Origin of the sequence: Paenibacillus sp. PK1-4R, from assembly GCF_030369595.1 — a bacterium.
GTDB lineage: Bacteria > Bacillota > Bacilli > Paenibacillales > Paenibacillaceae > Paenibacillus.
This window is the reverse complement of record NZ_CP126535.1, coordinates 5,767,550-5,791,790: the sequence shown is the minus strand read 5'-3', so window position 1 is coordinate 5,791,790 and position 24,241 is coordinate 5,767,550. Positions and strand designations below refer to the sequence as shown.

The 24,241-nt window shown below is 46.0% G+C and carries 25 protein-coding genes and 1 other annotated feature; of the genes, 15 read left to right on the top strand and 10 right to left on the bottom strand.

Annotated features, from left to right (window positions below):
• The first annotated feature begins 218 nt into the window (after positions 1–218).
• Together lipA and QNO02_RS25180 are read left to right on the top strand one after the other, a co-directional pair.
• Positions 219–1,118 carry a lipoyl synthase gene (lipA, locus tag QNO02_RS25185; protein ID WP_017692371.1) on the top strand — a complete coding sequence of 300 codons (900 nt, stop codon included), beginning with the start codon at positions 219–221 and terminating at the stop codon, positions 1,116–1,118.
• A 14-nt stretch (positions 1,119–1,132) separates the two neighbouring features.
• Complete coding sequence (locus tag QNO02_RS25180; RefSeq protein WP_240768331.1) at positions 1,133–1,552, top strand: YutD family protein; 420 nt, start codon at positions 1,133–1,135, stop codon at positions 1,550–1,552.
• Positions 1,553–1,580: 28 nt separating this feature from the next.
• Here QNO02_RS25180 and QNO02_RS25175 read toward each other — a convergent pair whose 3' ends face one another.
• Both QNO02_RS25175 and spoVV read right to left on the bottom strand, forming a co-directional pair.
• Positions 1,581–2,384 carry an NAD kinase gene (locus tag QNO02_RS25175; protein ID WP_036673293.1) on the bottom strand — a complete coding sequence of 268 codons (804 nt, stop codon included), beginning with the start codon at positions 2,382–2,384 and terminating at the stop codon, positions 1,581–1,583.
• A gap of 100 nt (positions 2,385–2,484) precedes the next feature.
• Positions 2,485–3,741, bottom strand: coding sequence for a dipicolinic acid transporter SpoVV (spoVV, locus tag QNO02_RS25170; protein WP_289390343.1), 1,257 nt, complete (start codon positions 3,739–3,741; stop codon positions 2,485–2,487).
• A gap of 153 nt (positions 3,742–3,894) precedes the next feature.
• Here spoVV and QNO02_RS25165 point away from each other — a divergent pair, with 153 nt between their 5' ends.
• The 3 genes from QNO02_RS25165 (at position 3,895) to QNO02_RS25155 (ending at position 5,456) form a co-directional block, all read left to right on the top strand.
• On the top strand, positions 3,895–4,059 hold the full coding sequence (locus QNO02_RS25165; protein ID WP_155984997.1) for a hypothetical protein: 165 nt from the start codon (positions 3,895–3,897) through the stop codon (positions 4,057–4,059).
• A gap of 244 nt (positions 4,060–4,303) precedes the next feature.
• Entirely contained in the window at positions 4,304–4,681 is a 378-nt protein-coding gene (locus tag QNO02_RS25160) for a globin domain-containing protein (RefSeq protein ID WP_036605723.1), read from the top strand.
• Between the two features lie 43 nt (positions 4,682–4,724).
• A complete protein-coding gene (locus QNO02_RS25155) occupies positions 4,725–5,456 on the top strand; it encodes a DUF2225 domain-containing protein (RefSeq protein WP_091037923.1) in 732 nt (243 codons plus the stop codon).
• Between the two features lie 12 nt (positions 5,457–5,468).
• Here QNO02_RS25155 and QNO02_RS25150 read toward each other — a convergent pair whose 3' ends face one another.
• Complete coding sequence (locus tag QNO02_RS25150; protein ID WP_091037922.1) at positions 5,469–5,702, bottom strand: hypothetical protein; 234 nt, start codon at positions 5,700–5,702, stop codon at positions 5,469–5,471.
• The gene (locus tag QNO02_RS25145) at positions 5,699–5,869 is read right to left on the bottom strand and encodes a YycC family protein (protein WP_017692379.1); all 171 of its coding nucleotides are present in this window, start codon (positions 5,867–5,869) and stop codon (positions 5,699–5,701) included. The genes QNO02_RS25150 and QNO02_RS25145 overlap by 4 nt, the downstream gene beginning before the upstream one ends.
• A 339-nt stretch (positions 5,870–6,208) precedes the next feature.
• Between QNO02_RS25145 and QNO02_RS25140 the strand changes: the two genes are divergently transcribed.
• Both QNO02_RS25140 and QNO02_RS25135 read left to right on the top strand, forming a co-directional pair.
• On the top strand, positions 6,209–8,008 hold the full coding sequence (locus QNO02_RS25140) for a M3 family oligoendopeptidase (protein ID WP_289390342.1): 1,800 nt from the start codon (positions 6,209–6,211) through the stop codon (positions 8,006–8,008).
• A gap of 289 nt (positions 8,009–8,297) precedes the next feature.
• The gene (locus QNO02_RS25135; RefSeq protein ID WP_091037917.1) at positions 8,298–8,708 is read left to right on the top strand and encodes an O-methyltransferase; all 411 of its coding nucleotides are present in this window, start codon (positions 8,298–8,300) and stop codon (positions 8,706–8,708) included.
• Between the two features lie 85 nt (positions 8,709–8,793).
• Here the strand turns inward: QNO02_RS25135 and QNO02_RS25130 are convergent, their stop codons facing one another.
• Together QNO02_RS25130 and QNO02_RS25125 are read right to left on the bottom strand one after the other, a co-directional pair.
• Positions 8,794–9,027 carry an alpha/beta-type small acid-soluble spore protein gene (locus QNO02_RS25130; RefSeq protein ID WP_047841310.1) on the bottom strand — a complete coding sequence of 78 codons (234 nt, stop codon included), beginning with the start codon at positions 9,025–9,027 and terminating at the stop codon, positions 8,794–8,796.
• 205 nt (positions 9,028–9,232) lie between these two features.
• Positions 9,233–10,207: an aldose 1-epimerase gene (locus QNO02_RS25125; protein WP_036673298.1), complete on the bottom strand. Its 975-nt coding sequence runs from the start codon at positions 10,205–10,207 to the stop codon at positions 9,233–9,235.
• Between the two features lie 245 nt (positions 10,208–10,452).
• Positions 10,453–10,720, top strand: a binding site (T-box leader).
• Positions 10,721–10,796: 76 nt separating this feature from the next.
• Here QNO02_RS25125 and trpS point away from each other — a divergent pair.
• The gene (trpS, locus tag QNO02_RS25120; RefSeq protein WP_036605729.1) at positions 10,797–11,789 is read left to right on the top strand and encodes a tryptophan--tRNA ligase; all 993 of its coding nucleotides are present in this window, start codon (positions 10,797–10,799) and stop codon (positions 11,787–11,789) included.
• 117 nt (positions 11,790–11,906) lie between these two features.
• Here trpS and QNO02_RS25115 read toward each other — a convergent pair whose 3' ends face one another.
• Positions 11,907–12,107: a hypothetical protein gene (locus QNO02_RS25115; RefSeq protein ID WP_249912812.1), complete on the bottom strand. Its 201-nt coding sequence runs from the start codon at positions 12,105–12,107 to the stop codon at positions 11,907–11,909.
• Positions 12,108–12,227: 120 nt separating this feature from the next.
• On the opposite strand from QNO02_RS25115, the gene QNO02_RS25110 reads away from it, so the two are divergent.
• A complete protein-coding gene (locus tag QNO02_RS25110) occupies positions 12,228–12,446 on the top strand; it encodes an alpha/beta-type small acid-soluble spore protein (protein WP_017692386.1) in 219 nt (72 codons plus the stop codon).
• Positions 12,447–12,562: 116 nt separating this feature from the next.
• Here the strand turns inward: QNO02_RS25110 and QNO02_RS25105 are convergent, their stop codons facing one another.
• Positions 12,563–13,543: a metal-dependent hydrolase gene (locus QNO02_RS25105; RefSeq protein WP_036605731.1), complete on the bottom strand. Its 981-nt coding sequence runs from the start codon at positions 13,541–13,543 to the stop codon at positions 12,563–12,565.
• Between the two features lie 436 nt (positions 13,544–13,979).
• On the opposite strand from QNO02_RS25105, the gene QNO02_RS25100 reads away from it, so the two are divergent.
• On the top strand, positions 13,980–14,591 hold the full coding sequence (locus tag QNO02_RS25100) for an SCO family protein (protein WP_289390341.1): 612 nt from the start codon (positions 13,980–13,982) through the stop codon (positions 14,589–14,591).
• A gap of 75 nt (positions 14,592–14,666) precedes the next feature.
• Here QNO02_RS25100 and QNO02_RS25095 read toward each other — a convergent pair whose 3' ends face one another.
• Positions 14,667–15,014 (bottom strand): toprim domain-containing protein, encoded by a 348-nt coding sequence (locus QNO02_RS25095; protein WP_062837991.1) that lies wholly within the window; start codon positions 15,012–15,014, stop codon positions 14,667–14,669.
• A 521-nt stretch (positions 15,015–15,535) separates the two neighbouring features.
• On the bottom strand, positions 15,536–16,711 hold the full coding sequence (locus tag QNO02_RS25090) for an MFS transporter (protein WP_289390340.1): 1,176 nt from the start codon (positions 16,709–16,711) through the stop codon (positions 15,536–15,538).
• A gap of 190 nt (positions 16,712–16,901) precedes the next feature.
• Here QNO02_RS25090 and QNO02_RS25085 point away from each other — a divergent pair, with 190 nt between their 5' ends.
• The 5 genes from QNO02_RS25085 (at position 16,902) to QNO02_RS25065 (ending at position 24,218) form a co-directional block, all read left to right on the top strand.
• Positions 16,902–17,384, top strand: a complete 483-nt coding sequence (locus QNO02_RS25085; protein WP_174806458.1) for an ATPase — start codon at positions 16,902–16,904, stop codon at positions 17,382–17,384.
• Between the two features lie 18 nt (positions 17,385–17,402).
• Positions 17,403–18,548: a transglutaminase domain-containing protein gene (locus QNO02_RS25080; RefSeq protein ID WP_249912814.1), complete on the top strand. Its 1,146-nt coding sequence runs from the start codon at positions 17,403–17,405 to the stop codon at positions 18,546–18,548.
• A 105-nt stretch (positions 18,549–18,653) separates the two neighbouring features.
• Positions 18,654–20,690 carry a peptidoglycan D,D-transpeptidase FtsI family protein gene (locus QNO02_RS25075; RefSeq protein WP_091037911.1) on the top strand — a complete coding sequence of 679 codons (2,037 nt, stop codon included), beginning with the start codon at positions 18,654–18,656 and terminating at the stop codon, positions 20,688–20,690.
• Between the two features lie 396 nt (positions 20,691–21,086).
• Positions 21,087–23,036 carry a peptidoglycan D,D-transpeptidase FtsI family protein gene (locus QNO02_RS25070; protein ID WP_249912815.1) on the top strand — a complete coding sequence of 650 codons (1,950 nt, stop codon included), beginning with the start codon at positions 21,087–21,089 and terminating at the stop codon, positions 23,034–23,036.
• A gap of 237 nt (positions 23,037–23,273) precedes the next feature.
• Positions 23,274–24,218, top strand: coding sequence for a metal ABC transporter solute-binding protein, Zn/Mn family (locus QNO02_RS25065; protein WP_076328976.1), 945 nt, complete (start codon positions 23,274–23,276; stop codon positions 24,216–24,218).
• The last annotated feature ends 23 nt before the right edge of the window (positions 24,219–24,241 follow it).

Here is a 24,241-nt window from a genome sequence, read left to right as displayed (position 1 = left end):
GAATGATACAAGGTACCCGATGAACCAAGCTAAAGGTTAGCGTTCTTCAAAAGTTCTCATTTTATCCATGTAAGCTCTTGGGGGGGAATCGAATTATACAACTTGTCCATATCGGGCATGAATGCACAAGATGTGACAAATGGGGGTTTTTCCAGCGCTTTCATGGTATAATATGTTCCGAGCAACAGCCTAACTTCAGTAGAAAGAAGGTTTATGCATTGGCTAAACGTGTTAAAGAACCGAAGCCGGATTGGATTCGGATCAAATTGACAACCGGCGATAACTATCAGGAAATGAAAACGATGATGCGTTCCAAAACGCTGCATACGGTATGTGAGGAAGCGCGGTGTCCGAATATTTATGAATGCTGGGCCAATCGAACGGCCACTTTTATGATTTTGGGCGATATTTGCACAAGGGCATGCCGTTTTTGCGCGGTGAATACAGGCTTGCCAACGGAGCTTGATTTGCAGGAACCAGAACGTGTGGCTGAAGCAGCAGAGCAGATGAATCTGCAACACTGCGTAATTACAAGTGTAGCCCGTGACGATCTGAAAGACGGGGGAGCTACGATCTTTGCAGAGACGGTAAAGGCCGTGCGACGGCGGTTGCCATTGTGCAGCGTTGAAGTACTCATTCCAGACTTTCTGGGCGATCGGGAATCTTTGCAGATTGTAATGGATGCCAAACCGGACATCCTGAATCACAATATTGAGACGGTTGAACGGTTGTCAGACAAAGTACGTGCCAAGGCAAAATATAAACGTTCACTGGAATTGCTTGCTCGTGCCAAAGAAATGCAACCTAACATCCCAACGAAATCAAGCATTATGCTTGGTGTAGGTGAGGAATATAATGAAATTTTATCAACAATGGATGATCTTCGTGCGGTAAACTGTGATATTATGACGATTGGTCAATATTTGCAGCCATCGGAGAAACATCTGTATGTTGAAAAGTATTATCCGCCAGAGGAGTTTGCTGCATTGAAACAGGAAGGATTAAAACGTGGGTTCAGCCACGTCGAATCTGGCCCGATGGTACGCAGCTCTTACCATGCGCATGAACAGGTGAAATCGGCTACCAAACATGCTGAACAGGCGGCAACACACGCGTGATGGAGGATACCGGATTGGAAGAAGAAAAAAACACAGAACAGATTCAGGACCAACTTCAGGAACAGATCCAGGAGCCGGTTCAGGAATCGGTTGTTGAGTCAGTTGAAGAAAAGCCCAAAGAACCGGTCATTGTACAGATCGGCGGCAAAAATTATGAAATCGTCCAGAACCACAAAGAAGGCTGGAATCCAGAGGTTTTCCGTGATCGTTACAGTGAAGTGCTGGAGCGTTATGATTATATTATCGGAGACTGGGGTTATAGCCAGTTAAGGTTAAAAGGTTTTTACCGTGATAACCATCCGAAAGCGACAAAGGATTCCACGATCGCCAGTATGGTGGATTATATCAATGAATATTGTAACTTTGGCTGTGCGTACTTTGTGCTTCAGAAGAGCAAAGATCAGCCTCAAGCCAAAGCAAAAAGCGGTTCCTGAGAAGGACCGCTTTTTTGGTGTGTTTATTTTAGTCAAGAAATGCCGTGCGAACCCGGTTCCAGAATGGATAAGGGCGGAAACGCGCGAAACTGACCTTGTGACTGGATACCTGACAACGGACGGAGATCAGATCCTCCACCATCACATTCACATGATCAATGGTCATCAATAACCGCTGATCCTTGCGGGAGAAAATATCACAATGATGATGCTTGGGCAAAATAACCGGTGAACCAAGTGTCCGATAGACCCGGTTATTAATCGATGCAATCTCCGCAATCTGAATGGCCTCGATGGTTGGATGAACCATGGCACCGCCAAGGGCCTTGTTGTATGCGGTGCTGCCTGATGGCGTGGATACACAGATGCCATCCCCACGGAACATCTCAAATGTCACATCGTTAATATCAACCTGAGCCACGACGGTACCGTCTACACCTTTTAACGTAAATTCATTAAGGGCGATGTAAGAGGAATTCCCTGACTTTTTCCGAATCTCAAGCTCCAATAGCGGGTATTGTACAATGCGTGGTTTGAGACGTTCCGGATCTCCTTTGCCACTCATCAGCCTGACTAACTCGCGTAATTCTTCCTTCTTCCAATCGGCGTAAAAGCCGAGATGGCCTGTATGAACCCCAACAAAAGCAATATCCGGAATGCGGTCGATGAAATTGTGAAATGCCTGTAGCATCGTACCATCGCCCCCGATGGAGATAACAATCTCCGGCGATTCTGCATCCAGCTTGAACCCTTCTTCCTTCGCCAGCGCATGAAACTGCTGACTGAGATCAATCGATAACTGGTCTCCGCGGTCTTGAACATAGTATCTCAAGATGAAAGCTCCTTTGTGGTCATTATACTACCGATGATAATCAATTCCGCGAAAGAACACAACGTTTGGGCGCATATTCCGTTAAATATAGATGAATCGTTCACTTATTTTTGGCATGTCGTCTAGGCTTGAGAATGGAACTTAATATCGCAAGGAATAACAACAACACGATGAGGCTTACAAAAACAATCATTCCGGACAAAAAGATCAGTCCCCAGTCCGGTGTATATGTTGATAACGATGGGATGAAACCGGGCTCCATGAGAACGGGTGAAGAGGAACGCCCCATCATGGGTGTCCATAACAGCAGGACCAGCACAGGTGCGATTAGCGCATGAATCGCTCTGGCGAATAGAAATGGACCGTATCTCATGGGTGTGTTGCTAAGAACACTCATAATCTGTGCATGGACGGAAAATCCGCCCCAGGAGAGAACAAAGGCTGCTGCTGCTACTTTATAGACGAGTGGGATGGATGCCCCGGCACTCCCAGCCTCTTTGTTCCCCAGCGTTACTTCAAACAGCCCACCGACCAAGCTAGGAGATAAGGATGGAGGCAGTCCGCTATGTCGTAACAATTGCTCGGTTATCCCGTATAATCCGCCAAGCCAACCTGTCTGTACAAGCAGCTCCATCATGACCGAGAAGAATACAACCAGCCCTCCTACGATAATAATAAGGCGAAGGGATGAGGAGACTGCCTGGCGCAGCAGTTCACCGAATTCCCGTCCGTCAGCCTTTCTGGCTTCATGCATCGCATAGATGGCCCGTACCAGTCTGTTTCGAGGTGTCTCCTCCGATGGAGATGCAGAAGAGATGTCTGGCTGTGAGCCTTTTGCTGTACCCCCGTGAAAACGCATGAGCATACCCACCAGAAAAGCTGCAGCGTAATGGCTCGCAACCAATACTGGAGCGATGGCGACATTATGGAAGAACCCAACCGATACGGCTCCAATCATAAAGATCGGATCGGATGATGTCGTGAAGGCAACGAGCCGTTCTCCTTCTTCCCGGGTAACCAGCTTTTGTTCCCATAACTGGGCGGTCAGTTTTGCCCCTGTAGGATAACCGGATGCACAGCTCACGGCAAATACAAAACCACCGCTTCCGGGAACACGAAACAATGGACGCATCAGTGGATTCAGTAAGGTACCTAGAAAATGAACAATGCCAAAGCCGAGCAGCAGCTCGGACAGCACCAAAAAAGGAAAAAGGGAGGGAAACAATACGTCCCACCAGATGGACAGTCCGCGTACACCTGCATGCCAGGTTTCCGCTGGATACAAGACCATTAACACACAAAGGATCAGGAGAGCGAGTGTGACCAGGACATGGGTGAGTCGTTGTGAAGCAGCCATGAATTCTTCTCCTTTATTTTTGGAATGGTCGGTGTGCGGAAGTCTGTGATGTCTATTGCCATCAATATATGAAAAAAAGTGGACAAACAGTACAAAATTATACGTAGAAAGCGCTTGCAAAAGTGGCTGTGTTTTTGAGTGATGTATGCTAAAATGAGAAAAACGCCTGAACGTCACCTAATTGTCTCCAAGGTGGAATTCAATTCGGATGGAGTGATGATCATGAGTCTTGTCACCGGAATCCTGGTCTGTGCTTTTGTATATGTGATACGTGCCTCGCTGGTACGCTCTGAGGAAGAGGACTGGCGGAGTTATTAATGGAATATCTAGTGCGCCAACCTATGCGGTTGGCGCTTTTTTTTGTGTTATGTTTTGAAGAAGTCCTATATACAGATGGCAGGTTACATGTGCTGATGATTTCATGTTATATAGGACTTTTTGGTTTTTTTTGATAGAATGGAGATAAAGGCTTTTGGGGCCTGGATATTGTTACTGTTTTCACAATGTTCACGGAACGTGTAATATATGGCAAAATTCGACATCAGAAAGGGGAATCAGACGAATGAATCCCAGTTTGAGTATTTATGACAATCTTGGCGGTGAGAAAGGTGTTCGCGCACTGGTCGAGGCTTTCTATCCGATCGTTCAGCAGAATGAGCAGCTGGCTCCGCTTTTCCCGGAAGATATTCAGCCGGTCATCGACAAGCAGTATATGTTTTTGTCTCAGTTTTTTGGAGGACCAGGGCTGTTTTCCGAGGCGTTTGGACACCCGATGATGCGTGCCCGTCATATGCATTTTGAAGTGACGGTTGAACGGGCTGAGGCGTGGCTTGCGTGTATGGACCAAGCCTTAACACAGATCGGTGTGGAGGAGCCCTTGCATTCATTTATCCTGCAGCGTTTATCTGGGCCTGCACATCATTTTGTGAATACACCGTAGTTCCGAATATGATTATAAGCGTACGGGAGAGGGATGGAAGAGATTGGAATTAGAGCCGCTATATAAGGTGAAGGTGACCTGTCATTATTGCGAAACCGAGTATGAAACCTCTCGGGTAAGACCGAGTTTGAAAAGGCCCTACCGGACGGATTCGGATTTTTGTGCGTACTACAAGCTGGAGAATCCAGATTTTTATGTGGTTCGCATCTGTCCGCAGTGCGGGTTTGCCTCCACGGAGAACGCAACGGAGCATTTGAATGATGCTCAGCGCAAGGCTTTTAAGGAACAGGTCGGTAATCGCTGGGTAAAACGTGATTATAGCGGAGCACGGACACTGGACCAGGCGCTGGCTACGTACAAGCTTGCTTTGTTATGCGCACAGGTTATCCAGGAGAAAGATCGTGTCGTCGCTGGTCTGTTGCATCATATAGCTTGGTTGTATCGTTATATGGAAGACCATGCACAGGAACATCGTTTTCTTGAATTTAGCCTTGAAGCCTATGTGAAGGTGTTCGAACGTGAAGGAACGGGTGGCAATGAAGCCAAACTGTTGTATTTGCTCGGGGAATTGAACCGTAGGGTAGGACGGTTTAATGAAGCAGTGCAATGGTTCAGCAAGGTCATTCATGACAAGCGGATCACTGATGCGGCCATGATTCGTGCTTCAAGGGAACAGTGGGCTGTGCTGCGTGAGCAGATGATTTCAAGTAAGTTGGAACTCCCTGAAGAGATGCTGGAAACAGACAAAGAGGCTGCGAAGCGCAGCCCCCTCTAAGTTGATCTTGCATTAGTTACGGACAGGACGGTTGGATAACAAATAGTCACTGTCGTTGTCGATCACGGTCATGCTTGTATTACAGCAGGGAAAGACCAGTAATTTCTTTTTGCCTTCGCGAATGAGCACAAGCTCTTTTGGTTTGAGGGGGAGCAGCACGTTGCTTGCATGACAGTAGGGACATTGCTGTACATAGATGTCTCCCATCACAATATCGTAAGGCCAGCTGTTCTCAAATGGAATCATTCTTGTTCGCCTTCTGGTGCGGAAGGTTTGGAGGCTTCTTGTTTGGCGAGTTCCGCAATCTTCTGCATCAGGATATGTTGGGGCATGTGCATCAGGTGCTCCAAAGGTACGCCCAGGGATTCTGCTAATTTGACGGCTGTATCAGCCGATACTTGTAAAGGTTTCATACGTTTACCTCCTGAAAGTTACTATAAATACATGTTCAAAAAGTCTGGTTTTCAGTACCGAGAAGATGGAATGAAGCTAGAAATGGAGTAGCGGAGCGTAGGCAAACTACGTGAGCAACTACATTGTTTCCAAAGGAAACAACCTTCGTAAGCATCCGCTTATTTCGGCTGAATTTCATATTCGATGCTGATGATGCCGTTAGGCATGATTCGTAATCAAAAGTGGACTTTTTGAACAACCTCTGTAGCTATTTCTCTAGTATAGAGATATGGCTCACAGAAAACCAGTTTTTAATTCAATCCTAACCATCCAATTTATAGAGAGAGGTGCCTTATTAAATGAAAACGCCATTACACCCCGTATGGGATCTGGAGTCCATTTTTAGTGGAGGTTCTTCCTCCGAGACATTTGCTGCGTATCTGATTGAACTGGAAGAGGATGTACGTAAACTGCAACATCTGTTGAACGAAACACTTGCACCGACTTCATTAGAAGAGACGGCTGCATTTGATCCGATTTTGGAACTGCTGCAAAGCTGTTATATGCGCGTATCGGAAGGTTCTGCGTTTGTATCCTGCCTCTCATCGCAAAACCAGAAGGACAAAAAGGCAACGCAGCTTCAAGGCGCCATCAGTTCCCTTGGTGCGATGCTGAACGGCAGTAAATCGAAGTTCGATAATACACTCAGTCAGACATCAGATTCGGTGTGGGACGCTTGGATTGCTCGGGAAGATATTCAGCCGCTGGCATTTGTACTGAACGAGAGTCGCACGCTGGCTCGTGAGAAGCTGTCGCCTGAACTGGAAGGTCTTGCTCTGGATCTGGGTGTAGATGGTTACCATGGTTGGGGCAAATTCTACAACACGATCGTCAGCAAGGTGAACATTCCATTTGAGCAAGATGGGGAAACGGTGATGCTCTCCGCAGGACAGGCTGCCAACAAGCTGAGCGATAGTGATCGGAATGTACGTGAGACGGTATTCGCAAACTGGGAGCAGGCTTGGACCGATGTCGAAGATTTCTGCGCTGACACGCTGAATCACCTCGCGGGATTCCGTCTGAAGTTATATGAGAAACGTGGCTGGGATGATATCCTCAAAGAACCTCTGGCTATCAACCGGATGTCACGTCAGACACTGGATACGATGTGGGATGTGATTAATGGTGCCAAACCTGCGCTTGTTCAATATCTGGAGCGGAAGGCAGAACTGCTGGGGGTAGACAAGCTCAGCTGGAGCGACGTAGATGCACCTGTAGGTAAATCAAGTGGCAAAATCACTTACGATGAGGCAGCAATCAATATTGTTGAACAGTTTGCCAAGTTCAGTCCTAAACTTTCCTCGTTTGCAGAGATGGCTTTTGAGAAACGCTGGATCGAAGCAGAAGACCGTCCTGGCAAGCGTCCAGGCGGATTCTGTACGTCTTTGCCACTTAGCAAAGCAACCCGAATTTTCATGACCTTCTCTGGGACACCATCTAATGTGTCGACTCTTGCGCATGAACTTGGTCATGGTTATCATCAACACATTATGGAAGAGCTGCCTGCATTGAATCAACGTTATGCGATGAATGTGGCTGAGACAGCGTCCACGTTTGCTGAACTGATTGTAGCAGATGCCCTGGTGCAGGCGGCAACAGATGAGCAAGAGAAGCTGGCGTTGCTGGAAGACAAGATACAGAGAAGTGTAGCTTTCTTTATGAACATCCATGCCCGGTTCCTGTTTGAGAATCGTTTCTATGAACAACGCAAAAAAGGCCTGGTCAACGCGGATGAATTATCCAAATTAATGGTGGAGGCGCAGCAGGAAGCGTTCTGCGGTGTACTTGCATCAGATCATCCTCATTTCTGGGCATCCAAACTGCATTTCTATCTGACTGGTGTGCCATTCTATAATTTCCCATACACGTTCGGGTATATGTTCAGTGGGGGAATTTATGCAAGAGCGCAGCAGGAAGGTACAGCATTTGCAGATAAATATGATGATTTATTGCGGGATACAGGTCGTATGACGGTCGAAGAACTTGCTCAGAAACATCTGGGTACGGACCTGACACAACCGGAATTCTGGCAAAATGCTGCGGACTTGGTTATTGCCGATATTGAGCAGTTTCTACAGATGACGACGACCGAAAAATAGGTTGAATATAATAGGTTGAATATATCTGAAAGAGGCTGCAATCCCCTGTTAACAGACACGGGATTGCAGCCTCTTTTTGTACTGAGTCCTCATTTTCGATTCTCGAAGATTTTGTCGTAATTGAGTGAAAAAGCTCAGTTTAAGGGAGTGGAATGGCAATTAATTGTGCAAATAATAGTTAGAAATACCCAACTTTGACTTTGTTTGTTGAATGAGCGCATATGATGTCATATAATGAGTCGTAAGTCCTTGATGTATAGGACTATAAGCATATAAGGAGAGTGTTAATATGAAAATTGATGAGCTTTCATTAGCGAGGCAGTTGGATCTGGTATTCAAAGAACTTGATCATGAGTTATCAGGGTTAGATTCAGGGGTAGTTTTTGTGCAAATACGAAACAACGTAATTGGGAAATTCGGTATTCGACATAATCCGATAGCTGGACGAGATGGGCAGATGGATGTGGAGGAAGGGGGGCTAAACAAAACCCAGAGAACTTCTTTCCGGGCAATGGCACTGGAGACGTTGAAATTCAAACGCAATTGGACGCATGGCGAGATATCATACGACTTCACAGTAAGACAAGGTATGATTTTGGTAGATGCAACAATGGAATCTAATTACAATATGGCAAGCCTGATGATTCGTTACCCTAGAACCAATACATACAAGGATTCAGATATGGAGTCGACCTCCTAATTAGTTGCACAAGAGAAAGCGGCACTTCCGAAGAAGGCCGCTTTTACTTTTGGATTCTGCTTAGGCTCAAGCAATAATTACGAGCTTACGAACGACCCGATAATTGCTGCTCAGCGATTTGCACCAGACGTTTAGTGATGTATCCACCCAGAGAACCTGTCTCACGGGAAGTATAGTTACCGTAGTAACCATCTTGTGGAATAGTTACACCCAGCTCTTGAGCAGCTTCAATTTTCAATTGTTGCAATGCTGCTGTTGCTTGGGGAACGACCAGGTTGTTGGAGCGGCTACCGCTACCTTGGTTTTGACTTCCGTACATATGTGTCACCTCCTTATGGGTTGGTGATGTTAGTATGGTTAGAGAATAAGGAAATATACATGATATGGCGTAAGGGAAAATATGGATAACTATCAGTGCACAGGACACATAAAAAAGCCGACCCAATGCGGGTCGGCAAGTTGTATATTGATATCAAAATATAGGGTGATATGCGTAAAAGCAAAATAGAGGAGGATCAGCTCGTTTAGTCTGTAGGAGGTATAACCTCAATACGTGTAAATAACTCAACAGGCTGTTCCGGTTCCAAGCGGATCAACCCGGTTTGTTCATCCGATAAAGCCAAATTAGGTGCATCCGGGAGCCAAGTGTACGGTTCAATGCACAAAAACTGATCGGATTCACCTTTGGTAAAGAGAACCCAATGTTTGAAAAATGCTTCATCTGCTGAATATTTCAATGTATATCCATCTTGCCTGCGTAAGTAAGCCGTAGCCGGTTCACCTTCGGTAGCTTTCAACAGGGTATCCCAGTTACGTCCCTGCAAATTGATGCCTTCGTTAAGAGCAGACCATTCACCCAGGGACTCCAGTTCACCTGTCGGTAATTGTTCTTCATTCTGTCCGTATATTCCGGAAACAGGCAGTTGCAGTGTCCAGTCGGCAGGTTTGCCGTCTAACAAAAACCATGTATGATATCCCATCCCAAAAGGAGCAGGTGTTGAGCTCAGATTGGTGACTCGCAGACGCTGGCTAAATACAGCGTTTTGCAGACTGAACGTCATCTCAAGTTTCAGGGGAATCGGGAATTGAGCCATCCAATGCTCTTCATTTTCGGTCAGTAATTCAGTCGTAATTGCACAGCCGTCTTCATCTTCCTCAATGTCACTGACACACCAGGATTGGGTACGGTGGAGACCGTGAATATGGTTGTCATTCGCCGTGTTCTGATCGAACTGGTAACGAACGCCTTCATATTCGAATTGTCCACGATGAATGCGCCCTGGTGGAATCAGGAGAGGAACGCCAAAATGGTACGGCTTCTGCAGATAAAAGGCAAGATCGTCTTCATCCGGACGGCGGACGACATCTCTGTCCTGCACTAAATCGCGAATAGAAATAATATTATTTCCAAGACGCGGCAGCAGGGTGATTTCCAATTCACGGCTATGTAGGATATACGTGTCGTAACCATTCCATTGGCCTTTGGTCACTTGTTTCATATCGATGCTCCTTTTCCCACTTGAAATCTGTCTGCAAGCAGTTGTGATGAAGCTACTGCTGCAGGCGTGTCGTTGTGTACATGCCAGCTATTTCCTGCGCTATTTCGTGTGAAGCAGGCAACAGGATAAGCAATTCCATCATAACAGATTTTGATGTCTCGGGTAAAAAAGTTCAACTCATTTTGACATTCGCGCCTGTGCGCATTAAGATGGAACTCTGAAAGCATTTATTAGAATTGAATGACATGAAATCGATGACAGGGATAAGTAGGCCAAGAGAATCCTCTTCAGAAAGCCGGTGGTTGATGCGAACCGGTGTGAGCTCTTAACCGAATGGACCCTTGAGTGTAGGTTTGAACAGGTTAAGCCAGAGATGGGCTTGCCCCACTAGAGTCTGCCGTATAATCCACGTTACGGAACAATGAAGGCATTTCTTCGGCTTGACTTGATTCAGGGTCAGGAGCAATGGAAGAAAAGCGAATAAGGGTGGCACCACGGTCTCACGTCCCTTGCGGATGTGGGGCCTTTTTGCGTCCGCAGAGAATGGCAGGAGTTTTTTTTATATACAATCAGGGAGGCGTTATGTGTAATGAAAACAGTACTTTCAGGTATTCAGCCAAGCGGTAAGCTCACATTGGGCAACTATATTGGTGCTATCAAAAATTTTGTAAAACTCCAGCATGACTATCAATGTCATTTCATGGTGGTTGATCTTCATGCCATCACCGTGGCTCAGGAGCCAGCAGCATTGCGTGAACAGTCGGAAGCAGTAGCCGCACTGTTTATTGCAGCAGGTATTGATCCTTCGAAATCTAACGTATTTTTGCAATCCCATGTACCGCAGCACGCGGAATTGGGCTGGTTGATGACAACGCTGACCTCCATGGGTGAGCTTGAACGCATGACTCAGTTTAAGGATAAATCATCCGGTAAAGATTCCGTTGGTGCCGGACTGTTCGTGTATCCATCATTAATGGCGGCGGATATTTTGTTATACAATGCTGACCTTGTACCAGTAGGTGAGGATCAGAAGCAGCATCTGGAACTGACACGTGATCTGGCAGGACGTTTTAACCACCGTTATGGGGAGTACTTTACCATTCCAGATCCGTATATCCCACAGGTAGGTGCTCGGGTAATGTCACTTGATGATGCCTCTTCGAAAATGAGCAAAAGTAACCCTAATGCTGGCAGCTATATTGCCCTGCTGGATCCGCCGGATGTCATTCGCAAAAAAATCAGCCGTGCCACTACAGATTCGGGACGTGAAGTCGTATATGATCCGGCAAACAAACCGGAAGTCAGCAATCTGATGAGTATCTATGCTGAATGTGCAGGTATGACGCTTAAAGAAGTAGCTGAGCGTTATGAAGGCAAGATGTACGGTCCATTCAAAAAGGAACTGGCTGAAGTGGTTGTATCTGTGATTGAACCGCTACAACAACGATATAATGAGATTCGTGAATCTGGCGAATTGGCGGATGTTCTGGATACGTCAGCCCGTCGTGCAGAAGAAGTTGCTGCTCAAACGTTGGATGCAGTGAAAGAACGTATGGGATTTGTTCCGAGACGTAAACAGTAGTGCTGAACAAGATCTTCATATTTCATGGAATGAATAGTTAACATGAATAAAGAGGAGCCCTATTGAAGGACTCCTCTTTATTTGTGCGTTCATTATTGAACTATCAAATTGACCTGCTCAAGAAGTGGGCTCAGAAGCAGCCGAGCGAACTTCCTGACGTTCTTTTTTGGCACGAATCACAAATCCCCAGCCAATGTTGGCAATGGACAGGACAAACATCAGTGCAGCAAACCAACCGGAGTAGGAGATCATAATTGCTGAAACCGTTAACAAGATAATCGAAGAGAATGCGAACCATAAGGATAAGCCTTTACTCATTGGGAAAAACCTCCATCTACAAATTTAGTAAAACTCCGTATAACCTGTAGCCTACGAGCCATAATAATCTTGCAAGCTTGCAATTACATTACAGACACAGATTGAAGGGAGATTATAAATATGGCTCAAGGATCTCGTTCTAACAACTTGGTGGTACCTCAGGCAAATTCAGCACTGCAACAATTGAAAATCGAGGCTGCACAGGAACTGGGTGTAACTATCCCACAAGACGGTTACTATGGTAACTACACTTCCCGTGAAACAGGATCTTTGGGTGGATATATCACCAAACGTCTGGTACAAATCGCTGAGCAGTCTCTGGCTGGGTCTGGCAAATAATTTATTTTAACCAACAGCAACAAAACAGGATAAACAGAAAGCCCGGAGCGGAAACGCTCCGGGCTTTCTCGCGTATCAGTTCCTATGTCTGATTGTGCCTTGCCATGCTCACTTCGTCAAGGGCGTGCAGATAAAAGTTTTTTATCCATTTTCTCATCGCTTAACCAGCCTACATACGTATCAATCGTTTCAAAATTCCGATCCATCACAATTACAGCGACAAATGGATATTGTTTCCGGTGTCGATAACGTACATCTGCCCAGCGGACCTTGTAACCGGCAGGCAGTTCTTCAACCTCTGCCACCGCATAGGAGGTGAAATAGAGGAAGGCACTAACTTCCGGTGATTTGCGTGAAGCAGCAACGGCCGCATGAGTAGAAGACGAGGCGTGCAGACTCCATACCAGATTAGAACCATCCATTTTACCGATCACATAACTGCCGTCCTCAACTCGTTTAACCACATGCCAGCGGTTCCAGGATATCGTTGGAATGACGATGTATCTTGCCTGCTCTGGGCTGTTGTCGAGACGTCTTACTTTTCTGACCGCTTGTGCACGAGCAATCGTTCGCCATATATAATATAAACCGGTCAAACTATACAACGTAACGAAGAGTGGTGCAGGGGCGATCAGATCAAAGGCCCATAACAGGATAGCTATGACATGTGTAGTGAATAGAAACGGATCAAAAATATGAATGATGTTCCAGGCGATCCAGCGTTCCGTAAAAGGCCGGGCGGCTTGGGTTCCATAGGTGTTGAACAGATCGGTGAATACGTGAAAGCCTACGGCCACAGCGGTCCACGTGGCAACGTGTCCAATAGGGACACCAGGGAATATCAATGCAATGACGCCGGTGATGAGCAAAACCCATAACAGGAGAAATGGCAGAGAGTGTGACAAGCCCCGATGATTCCGAATGTAAAGCGAATTGCTTTTGAGACGTAACGCAGTATCGATGTCTGGGGCCTGAGAACCGGCGATCGTGCCAACCATTACCGCAGCTGCAAGCATGGGACTAGCCGCGACAACAGGATCGACATAAGCCAGACCGGCTAGACCAATCCCCATGACAAAATGTGTAGAGGTATCCATAAACGTCTCCTTTGTGTGGTGTATCGTTCTAAGGCATATTACTTCTCTATCTAGGTGATACCCATATATAGTGTATAATATCCGTCTGTCAGGATGCAAAACATCCCTAATTTCAAAGTTATGACAATTACCTGTGACATACCCAATAAATGTACGTAGTTTGTCAAACTATTTTGGCAGTTCCTATGATAAACTTTATATCGGATACAGTGAGAAAAATCGCCAGAGAACGTACGATACTATTCGAATGATATACAACGCTAAAATAATTTATGGGCATTGTTCCTTTTAACCGTTACAATAATATAGAATCTCATAAAAAGTAGGTTTCTTTGAATACATATGTCACAGTAGATGGATGAAGCGAAACAAACGTGATTTTAGGTTCACATATGTATGCGTATTCATAAGAGGAGATACAGAAGGGACGAGGAAGATGCTGAAAAAGTACAAATGGACATGGATGCTGCTCGGGCTCGTACTGATAATGGCTGTGTATCTGATGTGGGGCACCGTATTTGCCAGTAAGGAAAAATTACCCGAGATTCGTGAAATCCAATCCTTTTCTATGGAAAATGTAGATGGCAGTACGGTATCACTGGAGGATACTCAAGGGAAAGTCCGATTGTTCTACTTTTATTTCACCAGTTGTCCGGATGTCTGCCCTATTACGACCTTTACGTTATCTCAGGTGCAGGATCTGTTGAAAGAGGACGACACCTTCGGTAAAGATGTCTCATTTGTATCTATTTCATTCGACCCGAAAGTCGATACAAGAGAAAAGATTAAGACGTTTGCGGACCGCTTCCACGCGGATTATTCCGGATGGTACTTCTTGCGAGGGGATATGGACAAAACCAAACAGTTGGCCAGGGAATCATTCCAGATCCTGATCGATGGGGAGAGTAAGGATGATTTTGCCCATATGAACATGATTGGTCTGGTGGATGAGAACAACCAGCTGCGCAAGGTATATAACGCATTTAATACAGAGGACGTTGTGCCAGCTGTCATTGCCGAGGATATTCGCAATCTGATCAACGAATAACCATCTGATCATCATACTGTAAAGGCTGCCTTCAGGTTGGATATCAACCCAAAGGCAGCCTTTTGGTGTTTCATTTTAAAAGGAAGGATGTTCAGGGTATTGGATGTATGTCTCTAACCCGGCCTTTTCCAGCTGGGCAATGATATACTCATCAGGTGTTCCTTCCACACCCGCATATCCTCGTCGTGTATACATCTGTACTGCATCCGGGAAAGCATCTCGAAGTACACCTCTAATTTTTTTGCCGGAACTGTCATTATCCATAAATAAAAAGACTTCATCATAACCGACTTGCTTGCGCAGGGTCTCCAACTTGAGGGAATTAAGTGTTCCAAACGTACATAGAATGTTGATTTCGGGTCCAACCAAACGTTTCAGTTTGCTTCGGTCATTCTTACCTTCCACAATGACATGAATAGGCATGATATTCACCTCTTGTTCGAGAGCTTATGTCGACATTCCCCGGGAAATGTTGCAGCGAAAATCGACTGATTATATAAAATGGACTCCTTTCTTTACACTGTTCACCACGCGGATAGGAGCGCCTCTGATTTCTAAATTCTTTTCACGTACCTCAGGGTTTAATTTCTGATCAGGAGTGGCCGTTACGGTTACGGATCGTTCCTTCGATCGCTGTTGTCTCCAAATTTCTGATTAATTTTTTATAGGTTGAAATATGGAGACAAAGGCGAACGCTATCGCTTCTTCAAAATCGATTCCGTCCCCTTCACTACTTCCAATGATCATCCATACCCGATGACGGTATTCAAGAAAAAAATGAAATCTTAAAGACAGCGCTGATGATCCCTAGGCCGCTCCGTTCGTGTGTAAAACGTTAGTCCATTTTATATAGTTTAGCTGTAAATGGGGGAATGATGCAAAGCTAATGAAAATACTGGCCTAATTGATGCCATAACGGTAAGGAGACAGAGACTGATCGGAATTTAGTTTAATATAGTTTTGGGATCGGCAAGGGAAGCTTCACCTCTGCTTGTATAGTATGGAAGCAGTAGCATACCAATCATTAACAAAAGAAATGCGATGAAATAGGGTGATAACCCGACACGAAGTTGCCCGGCTGTGATGGGGCCGATGAAAGAGCCGATGGAGGTGGCGATGGATTGCAGCGAGAAAATGCGGCCCAACTTGCTTCCTCCGCTCAGACGGATAAATAGGGTTGCCATAGCTGGAAAGATGATGCCTTTGGACATCCCAAGTACAAATAATACGGTGGACAAGGGAACTTGCGGAATGGCTGCCATCACAAAAAAACACAAGGACATTAACAGCACGCCCACAACCAGACGCAGCTTGGGGGAATACCGGTTGAGAAATAACATGCTGAGTGTGAAGAGTGCCCCAATACTGATTACGGAAAATAAAAGGCCGGTAGACATGATGGACGATTGTCCTCCGCCCCGCAGGGGTAATTCGAAGAAGAGAATCCCTTGAGCACAGGCAATCACCAGAGGCAAGGCAAAGTATCGCCAGGACACCGGCAGGAATGCACTTGTGGCATCTGCTGGTGAAACGTCAGGTTTGGCAGGTTCAGTTACTCTCTCATGCTGCTTGATGATGCCACGGGGCATCGTCATGAAAGCAATGACACCTGTGAGAATAAGCAAATACCCCAAACCTGAGAATGTAGCAGAGAATCCCATGGAACCCACAATGATCGCACCGGCTGCGGGAGATACCACAGACGCAAGGGTATGTACTACCCCGTGACCTGACATATACTTCCCCTGTTTCACCGGATCGCTGGATAACTGTGCAAGCAGGGCGAGACATGCAGGAGACAGGAAGGCCAGTACAAAACCGCTGATGGAACGCAGCGCCAGCAGTTGCCATGGTGTCTGGACATAGGCTTGTAAGAGCAGGATCAATCCTGCTCCGAGCAGACTGAATACAATGTAGCGGCGACTGCCATGTTTATCGATTTGTGTTCCAGCAATCAGATTGCCAGGAAGATGCGTTAAGGAATAAATGCCCATCATCCAGCCAATGAAAGTAGGGGCGGCTCCCAGCGAGATGGCAAAAGGGGTCAGAATGGGATACTGGGCGTGCAGATCAAATACAGCAAGGAACAAAAACAGGTATAGCCAGATGGCCGTTTTCACATAAGCCCCTCCTTGTTAAGCGATGCATGTTCAAACTACAGGTCTTGAACGTGTTCCCCGTTCGCCCGGCAGAACCTCATGGTACTACTTGTACGCCCGGCGGGACGAACTTAGACCGTTTATTTTTAAGGGAGAGGGCTTAGCTGACAGCAGCTTCGGAAATCATGTATAATATTCGGGAGTGTTACGAATGAATTCTAATACGGAAGGTGTAGTCATGAACATAGAAGTAATCAAAGAGTTTGTGATGCAGAACTGGCTGGTGATCGTGGTTGCATTGATCATATTGTTCTTTGTTCTGAATGTGGTCAAAACCGTATTGAAATGGGCGATTGCCATCATCATTATTGCGGCTCTACTGATATACAGCGGCATCTCCATTGATCAGATCAAACAGACAGTGACAGACGTACAATCCAGCACGATGGACACATTGAAGAAGGAAGCAACCAGCATGATGCTTAAGGAGGCTTCCAAAGCGAAATACGTCAAAGGACAGGATGGAGCGTTCACCATCACAAGTCCCAATGTGGAGATTAAGGGCAGAACTCAATCGGATAAAGTTGATGTGACCTTCCGCGGAATTTCACTTGGCGAATGGAAACTCGACAATGAAACTATACGTACGTTTGTCGAACAGGCACAGGAGAACAAAACAGCACCAGCATCGTAGTAAAGGGGGAATCGGTACGTGCTGCAGAATTGGCTGGACAGCCTGAAGGAATTGAATGGCATCACGATTATGCTGCTGCTGATTGTGGCTGCTTCATTATTGCAGGGTTGGTCCAGAGGGGCTTCGCGTTCAGCAGGCAGACTCTTTGGGTTCCTGATGGATGGCATTATGGCGGTCATTGGTATTCTGTTGTCGATCGGTTTAACATTGTGGCTTGCACCATATGTACAGCAGTGGCTGTCTGAGTATGCTTCTGCCATGCCTAATCGTGAGTTGAACCGGTGGGAACAGATGTATTATACGTTGGTTACGGCGATTGCAGATTTTCCACTAATGCGGTTCGCTGTATTATTTGTATTAAGCTATGGACTCATCCGACTGATTCTCGGGTTTCTCTCTTCATTTATTTTTAGCAGCAGGCAGGGGTCAGCCGAGGAAAGTGCGCCTAAAGGTATGTTTAGTCGGTTGACGGGTGCATTAATTGGCACGATCATAGGCTCCGTCCGCGGAATGATTGTTATTGCAGTCTTGTTTATGATTGTCAGTCTTTATCCCGGGAGTATGTTCAGCCGATATGTGGAGGCGTCTCCGATCTATATGCAAGGGGCCAAATCGGTTATCGAACCGTTGTCTGGAACGTTTATCAAGGACAAGCTTCCCGTATTTACGCAGGCTGTGCAGAAGGAACTGGGCGGCATCCTGCAACGCAAATATGAAGTTATCGACCACAATATTCCGACGGACATTGAATCTGCAGCGAGTGAGATTGTTAAAGGCCAATCGACAGATGAAGCCAAAGCAAGAGCACTATACGACTGGGTAGGTTCACGTATTCAGTATGACTATGGTAAAGTGGATGACTATGAGCAAAAGGGCATATGGCATGAACAGAATCCACAGAATACATTTGATACACGCAAAGGCGTATGTATTGATTATGCCCGTCTCTATGCCGTGATGGCCCGTTCACAAGGACTTGAAGTCAAAGTTGTTACAGGACTTGGTTATAACGGCCAGGGAGGGTACGGTCCGCATGCGTGGAATGAGGTGTATTTGAGTGATTCCGAGAGCTGGGTTCCGCTTGACCCGACATGGGCGATCAGTGGAGACTGGTTTAATCCTCCGAATTTTGCCGACACCCATCTAAAGGATCAGTCAGCTTAACATTACAATGGACATGGGTCCGGAATATGACGACGTTGCCAGGTTATCATGCCGCGAAGAATCAGTTTGAGTGGTATGCATCAAGTCATGAAAGAGGTAGGATGGATGAAAAAGCATTCCAATGAGAAGGATGAACTTACAGACAAACGGCGCTTCAGTTACCGAATGAACGTATTTTTCTTCGCTTCCTTTGTTATTTTTAGCGTTATTATTGTACGCTTGGCCTTTTTGCAATTTGTGGAGGGCCCTGAACTTAGTCAGGAAGAAGCAAGTAACATTACCAAGGATGTACCGCTTCCTCCTGTGAGAGGCACGATCTATGATTCTACAGGTGAAGTGAAGCTGGCTTATTCCAAGCCCATTCAGTCTCTCTACCTGACACTGTATAAAAACTATGGGGATGTTGATGGGAAACCGAGTCCTAACATAGGGGAAGTGCAGGATATTGCAACCCGATTGCATGATGTATTTGAACAGTACAAGCTGAAGGATTCAGAGTCACTTACAGTGGAGAAAATTATTGAAGAGATGGACTTGAACTCCCGCAAAGCGAACGGTTTTATGCCGCGTCTGATCAAGAGTGATCTGTCCGAGGGAGAAGTCGCTTATTTCCTGCAACATAAGGATGAGTTCAAAGGTATTCAGATCGTCGAGGAGAGTGTACGATTCTACGATCCGGATACGGTAGCGGTTCAGACAATCGGTTATCTGAAGAAGTTCAGAAGTTCGAAGTCCTTGGACAAATACAAAGAGGTGGACGAGGCCAATAAAACGCAAACGGATCCGGGCCTGGTGTATACGGAAAATGAATTTGTAGGCTTTGATGGACTGGAACTGCAATATCAGGATGCTCTCCGCGGCAAAAGCGGATATACATCCGTTGATGTTGATTTGCGTAATTTGCCTGAAGGTGTGGCTGGTTCTACCCCGCCGCAGAAAGGTTACGACCTGATTTCCAGCATTAACAAGAACGTTCAGGTGAAAACAGAACAGGCCATCCTAGACCAGTTGAGTTGGCTTCATCGGAATCAGGTTTCCGGTCGATTGCATCCCAATGCCAAGACCGGATTTGCGGTTGCGATGGAAGTGGATACGGGGAAAATCGTATCTGCTGCCAGTATGCCAGATTATGATACCAACATCTGGAGAACAGGCAGTATCACAAATGATCAGTATGATGATATTAAATATGTGTATCAAAATGGTACGATTCGTTCATTCCCTCCGGATGACTCTAAAAAGCGAGCTGAGTCGATCGTGTTACTCGGTTCCACCATCAAACCGCTTAGTGTCTTGATCGGTTTGAAAGAAGGTTTCTTCACTACCAATACGGTTTATTCGGATAGAGGTTCAACGACCTTTGGTGGGGACAATCGCAGAGTGCAGAACTCATCAGGGCATGTGTATGGTGCAATGTATCCTCGTGATGCGATTCGTCATTCCTCGAACGTATTCATGATTGATGAGATTGGGAAGAAGATGTACTCAAAATACGGTGCGACCGGAATTGACAAATGGGATGAATACATGAAGCAGTTCGGCCTTGGGGTATCTACAGGGGTTGATCTGCCGAATGAATTCCTGGGCATACGGGATTACATGAACGACACGGAAAGCTCGTTGACTCGTCTCGTGTATGGTTCCTTTGGACAGCAGGGAAAATACACAACCATGCAGTTAGCACAGTACACGACAATGCTGGCAAACAAAGGAAAGCGGATGGAGCCACAACTGGTTAGAGAGTTCCGGGATTCGGAAGGCAACGTGGTCGAGAAAGTAAAACCGAAGGTACTCAGCACGGTGGAGTTTAACGATGCCTACTGGAATGAAGTACAACGAGGCATGGCAACCGAGGTATCTGCATTTAGCGGATTCCCTTATGACTTTGCTAGAAAAACAGGAACATCGACACAGGTAGTAGGCGGTAAACTGGTGGATAACGGTGTATTTATCGCCTATGCACCACGTAATAATCCAAAGCTTGCTGTCGCTGTGGTTATCCCCGAAGGGGGCTTTGGATCGAGCAGTGCGGCTCCGGTTGCACGTGCAATCTTCGATGCCTATGACGAGGAATTCGGTCTCGACGGTGTACCGAAAAAAGACAAAAATAAAGATTCAGAATCGGAATCAGGCACACAGTGATGTGAGGCATTGGTTACAGAGGGGACCCTTCGTGGGTCCTCTTTTTTGTTTTTACGTGGAGAATGGATCGTAAGGGTGGACTAATTAGTTGCATTAATATGTAACCATATGAGCTGTACCACGTTTATATAAGGGAAGGGGAAACGCGATCCGAAAAACGGGATAACGTTGATATGTCAGTGTTTACATTGGAATCGGTAGATTGGGTAGTGTAACGGTTCTGTTTACGAAAATGTAACCAAATATTGAAAGACTTGACAGCTAACCTTTGGTAGACTTGTATGAGAAAGGATTAAATATCGGATTGAACACGTTCACAAGACGGATTAAATATTTTATTTTTATAAAGGAACGGGAGAGGCTTAAAACATGTTTAACCGATTGAGGAAGAAACCCATGACTGAGGAAGATACACCCGTCAACAAGCCTTCCACCGCAAGGCTGAATTTGTTTTTTTTCGCGGCATTTGTCATATTCAGTATCCTTATTTTCAGGTTGGCCTTTGTACAGTTTGTGGAGGGTCCTGAACTGACGTATATGGAAACGAGTCGTAATACCAAGGATATTCCGCTCGCACCTGTTCGTGGTCCCATCTATGATGCGACAGGGGAAGTCGCGCTCGCTTATTCCGAACCTGTACAGTCCCTGTATGTGCTGTTATATGAGGATTATCGGAATGATGAACGTAGACAGGAAGCAGAGGAACTGGCTCACGATCTGGCGGCTGTGTTTAAGCAGTTTAATCCAGGGGACAAAGAGCAGCCGGATGCGGAAGAGATCATCAAACGATTGGATCTAGATTACCAGAAAACGTTCGGGTATGTGCCGAGGCTTGTGAAGTCGGATCTATCGACTAAAGAAATTGCTTTTTTCATGGAGAAAAAAGCAGAATATCCAGGCGTTATGGTGTTGGAAGAAAACATAAGAAAATATGACCCGGATGGCGTAGCGGTTCAGGTTGTGGGTTACACAAGAGAGTTCAAGCGAGCACCAGATTCCATTACCAAATATAAGGCCATCCGCGAGGGGGCAAGTACCCAGCGTGATCCTGGGCTTGTGTACCATGAAGAAGAGAAGGTTGGCTTCGATGGGCTGGAGCTTCAATATCAGGAAGCACTTCGTGGACGAAGCGGATATCAGTCCATTGATATTGACGCACGCAATCTTCCAGATGGAACGATGTTACAGACGCCACCAGAGAAAGGCTACAGTCTGGTTTCCACCATTAACAAGGAAATTCAGATGGCCGCACAAGAAGCAATAACGGACGAATTGCGAAGACTCCCTAAGGCAATTACCGGATACGCAGTAGCCATGGAAGTGGATACGGGGAATGTGGTGGCTATGGCAAGTATGCCGGATTATGATCCGAACGATTGGGATTATGACAAAATCAAATATGTATTCCGGAACGGAACCACCGAGTCGTTCCCACCGAATGATGCCAAGCCTAGTCGGGCGGAATCTGTTATACTTCTTGGATCAGTAATCAAGCCGCTAAGTGTGCTGATTGGATTGAAAGAGGGATTATTTACAGCAGGACAGACCTATCACGATCAGGGATATGCTATCTTGGGGAAAGATGGACGACAAGTGAAGAACTCACATTCTGCTTATAATGGTTCTATTACGGCGAGAAGAGCGATTGAGAAATCCTCAAATGCGTTTATGATCGACATGGTGGGTAAACGTTTGTTAAGCAAATATGGCTCGGATAAAGGAATTGATATCTGGGACAAACACATGAAGGAATTTGGCTTGGGTGTGTCCACTGGTGTAGATCTGCCTAATGAATTTCTGGGTAGGCTAGAATATAATAATAAAGACGAATCAGCTCTAACACGTTTGGCGTTTGCCTCGTTTGGACAGCAAGCCAAGTACACCACCATGCAACTTGCCCAATACACGACCATGCTTGCGAATAAGGGCAAACGGATGGAACCACATCTGGTGAAGGAAATTCGTGACGCGGATGGCAATGTGGTGAAAGAGATCAAACCTAAGGTGCTTAATGAAGTTGATTTTGCCGATGCGCACTGGAATGAAGTGCACAAAGGAATGGTTACCAAAGTAAGCTCATTTGACGGGTTCCCATACGATTATGCACGGAAAACAGGAACATCAGAGCAGGGGACAGGACCGAACAAAAAAGAGAATGGTGTATTTATTGCCTTTGCACCACGAGATAATCCGAAGCTTGCTGTAGCTGTTGTTGTACCGGAAGGTGGGTTCGGGTCAGTCAGTGCCTCGCCGATTGCACGGAAAATCTTCGATGCATATGATGAAGTGTATGGTCTCGATGGAACGCCAAAAGGTAAGAAAGACGAAGGAAAAGACAACGAGTAATGTAAAAGAAATGCGGCAGATGTAGCGCTTTTACATCACATCTAACAGGTTAATGAAGTGAACAATATATGAATTTGGACAGGCAGGGGAAATAATCCCTTGCCTTTTTTTTTGGCTTCGGATAAAATTTGCACAAGGGAAACATTATTAGTCTTGATTAAAACTTAATACCTTGTACAACAAAATTAGATGTAGACAAGTATTTTAGGAGAGGGAAAGGGGTCGGTTGAATTGTTAATGGTGAAAATGAGGAGTATTCAGAGGGGGGTCATTACGCTAGCGGCTCTGGTTCTGGTTGTTGTACTTACGGCATGTTCCAGTGATGCAGAGACGAGCAGTGGTGGCAAGCTTCAAGTAACCGCTACAACGGGAATGATCGCTGACGTAGCACGTGAGGTAGGCGGGGCATATGTTGATGTTACCGGGTTAATGGGCCCGGGAGTTGACCCCCACTTGTACAAGGCATCCCAAGGTGATATTCGCAAGCTGGAACAAGCAAAAGTCATTTTCTATAATGGACTGCATCTTGAAGGCAAAATGACAGATATTTTGGAGAAAATGTCCTCAAGCAAACTGGTTACTGCCGTTACAGAGACTATTCCAGTCGAGGAGCTACACTCAGGCAAAGATACAGGCGGCACCGAATATGACCCACACGTCTGGTTTAACGTCAGCCACTGGATGCATGCAGCAGAAGCCGTACGCGATACGCTCGTGGAGGCGGACCCGGACCATGCGGAAGAATACAAAGCTCAGGCAGAGGCGTATCTGGCGAAGCTCGAAGCACTGGATGCCGAGGTGCGCGAGAAGATTCTGGAGATTCCGGAAGCAAGCAGGGTATTGGTTACGGCGCATGATGCATTTGGATATTTTGGTCAGGCTTATGGCATGAAAGTGATGGGGCTTCAGGGCATCAGTACAGCAGCCGAATATGGGGCAAAAGATGTTAGCGAACTGCGGGATTATCTCGTAGATAACCATATCAAAGCAGTATTTGTTGAATCGAGTGTGCCTGCAAAAGCGATGGAAGCCATCATTGCCGGAGCAGCTCAAAAAGGACATACGGTCAGCATTGGTGGAGAACTGTTCTCGGATGCCATGGGGGCTGAGGGAACGGAAGAAGGCACATACATCGGTATGATTCGCCACAATGTTGAGACGATTGTAGAAGCCCTGAAATAATGAATCACATGAAGAGAGGAGTT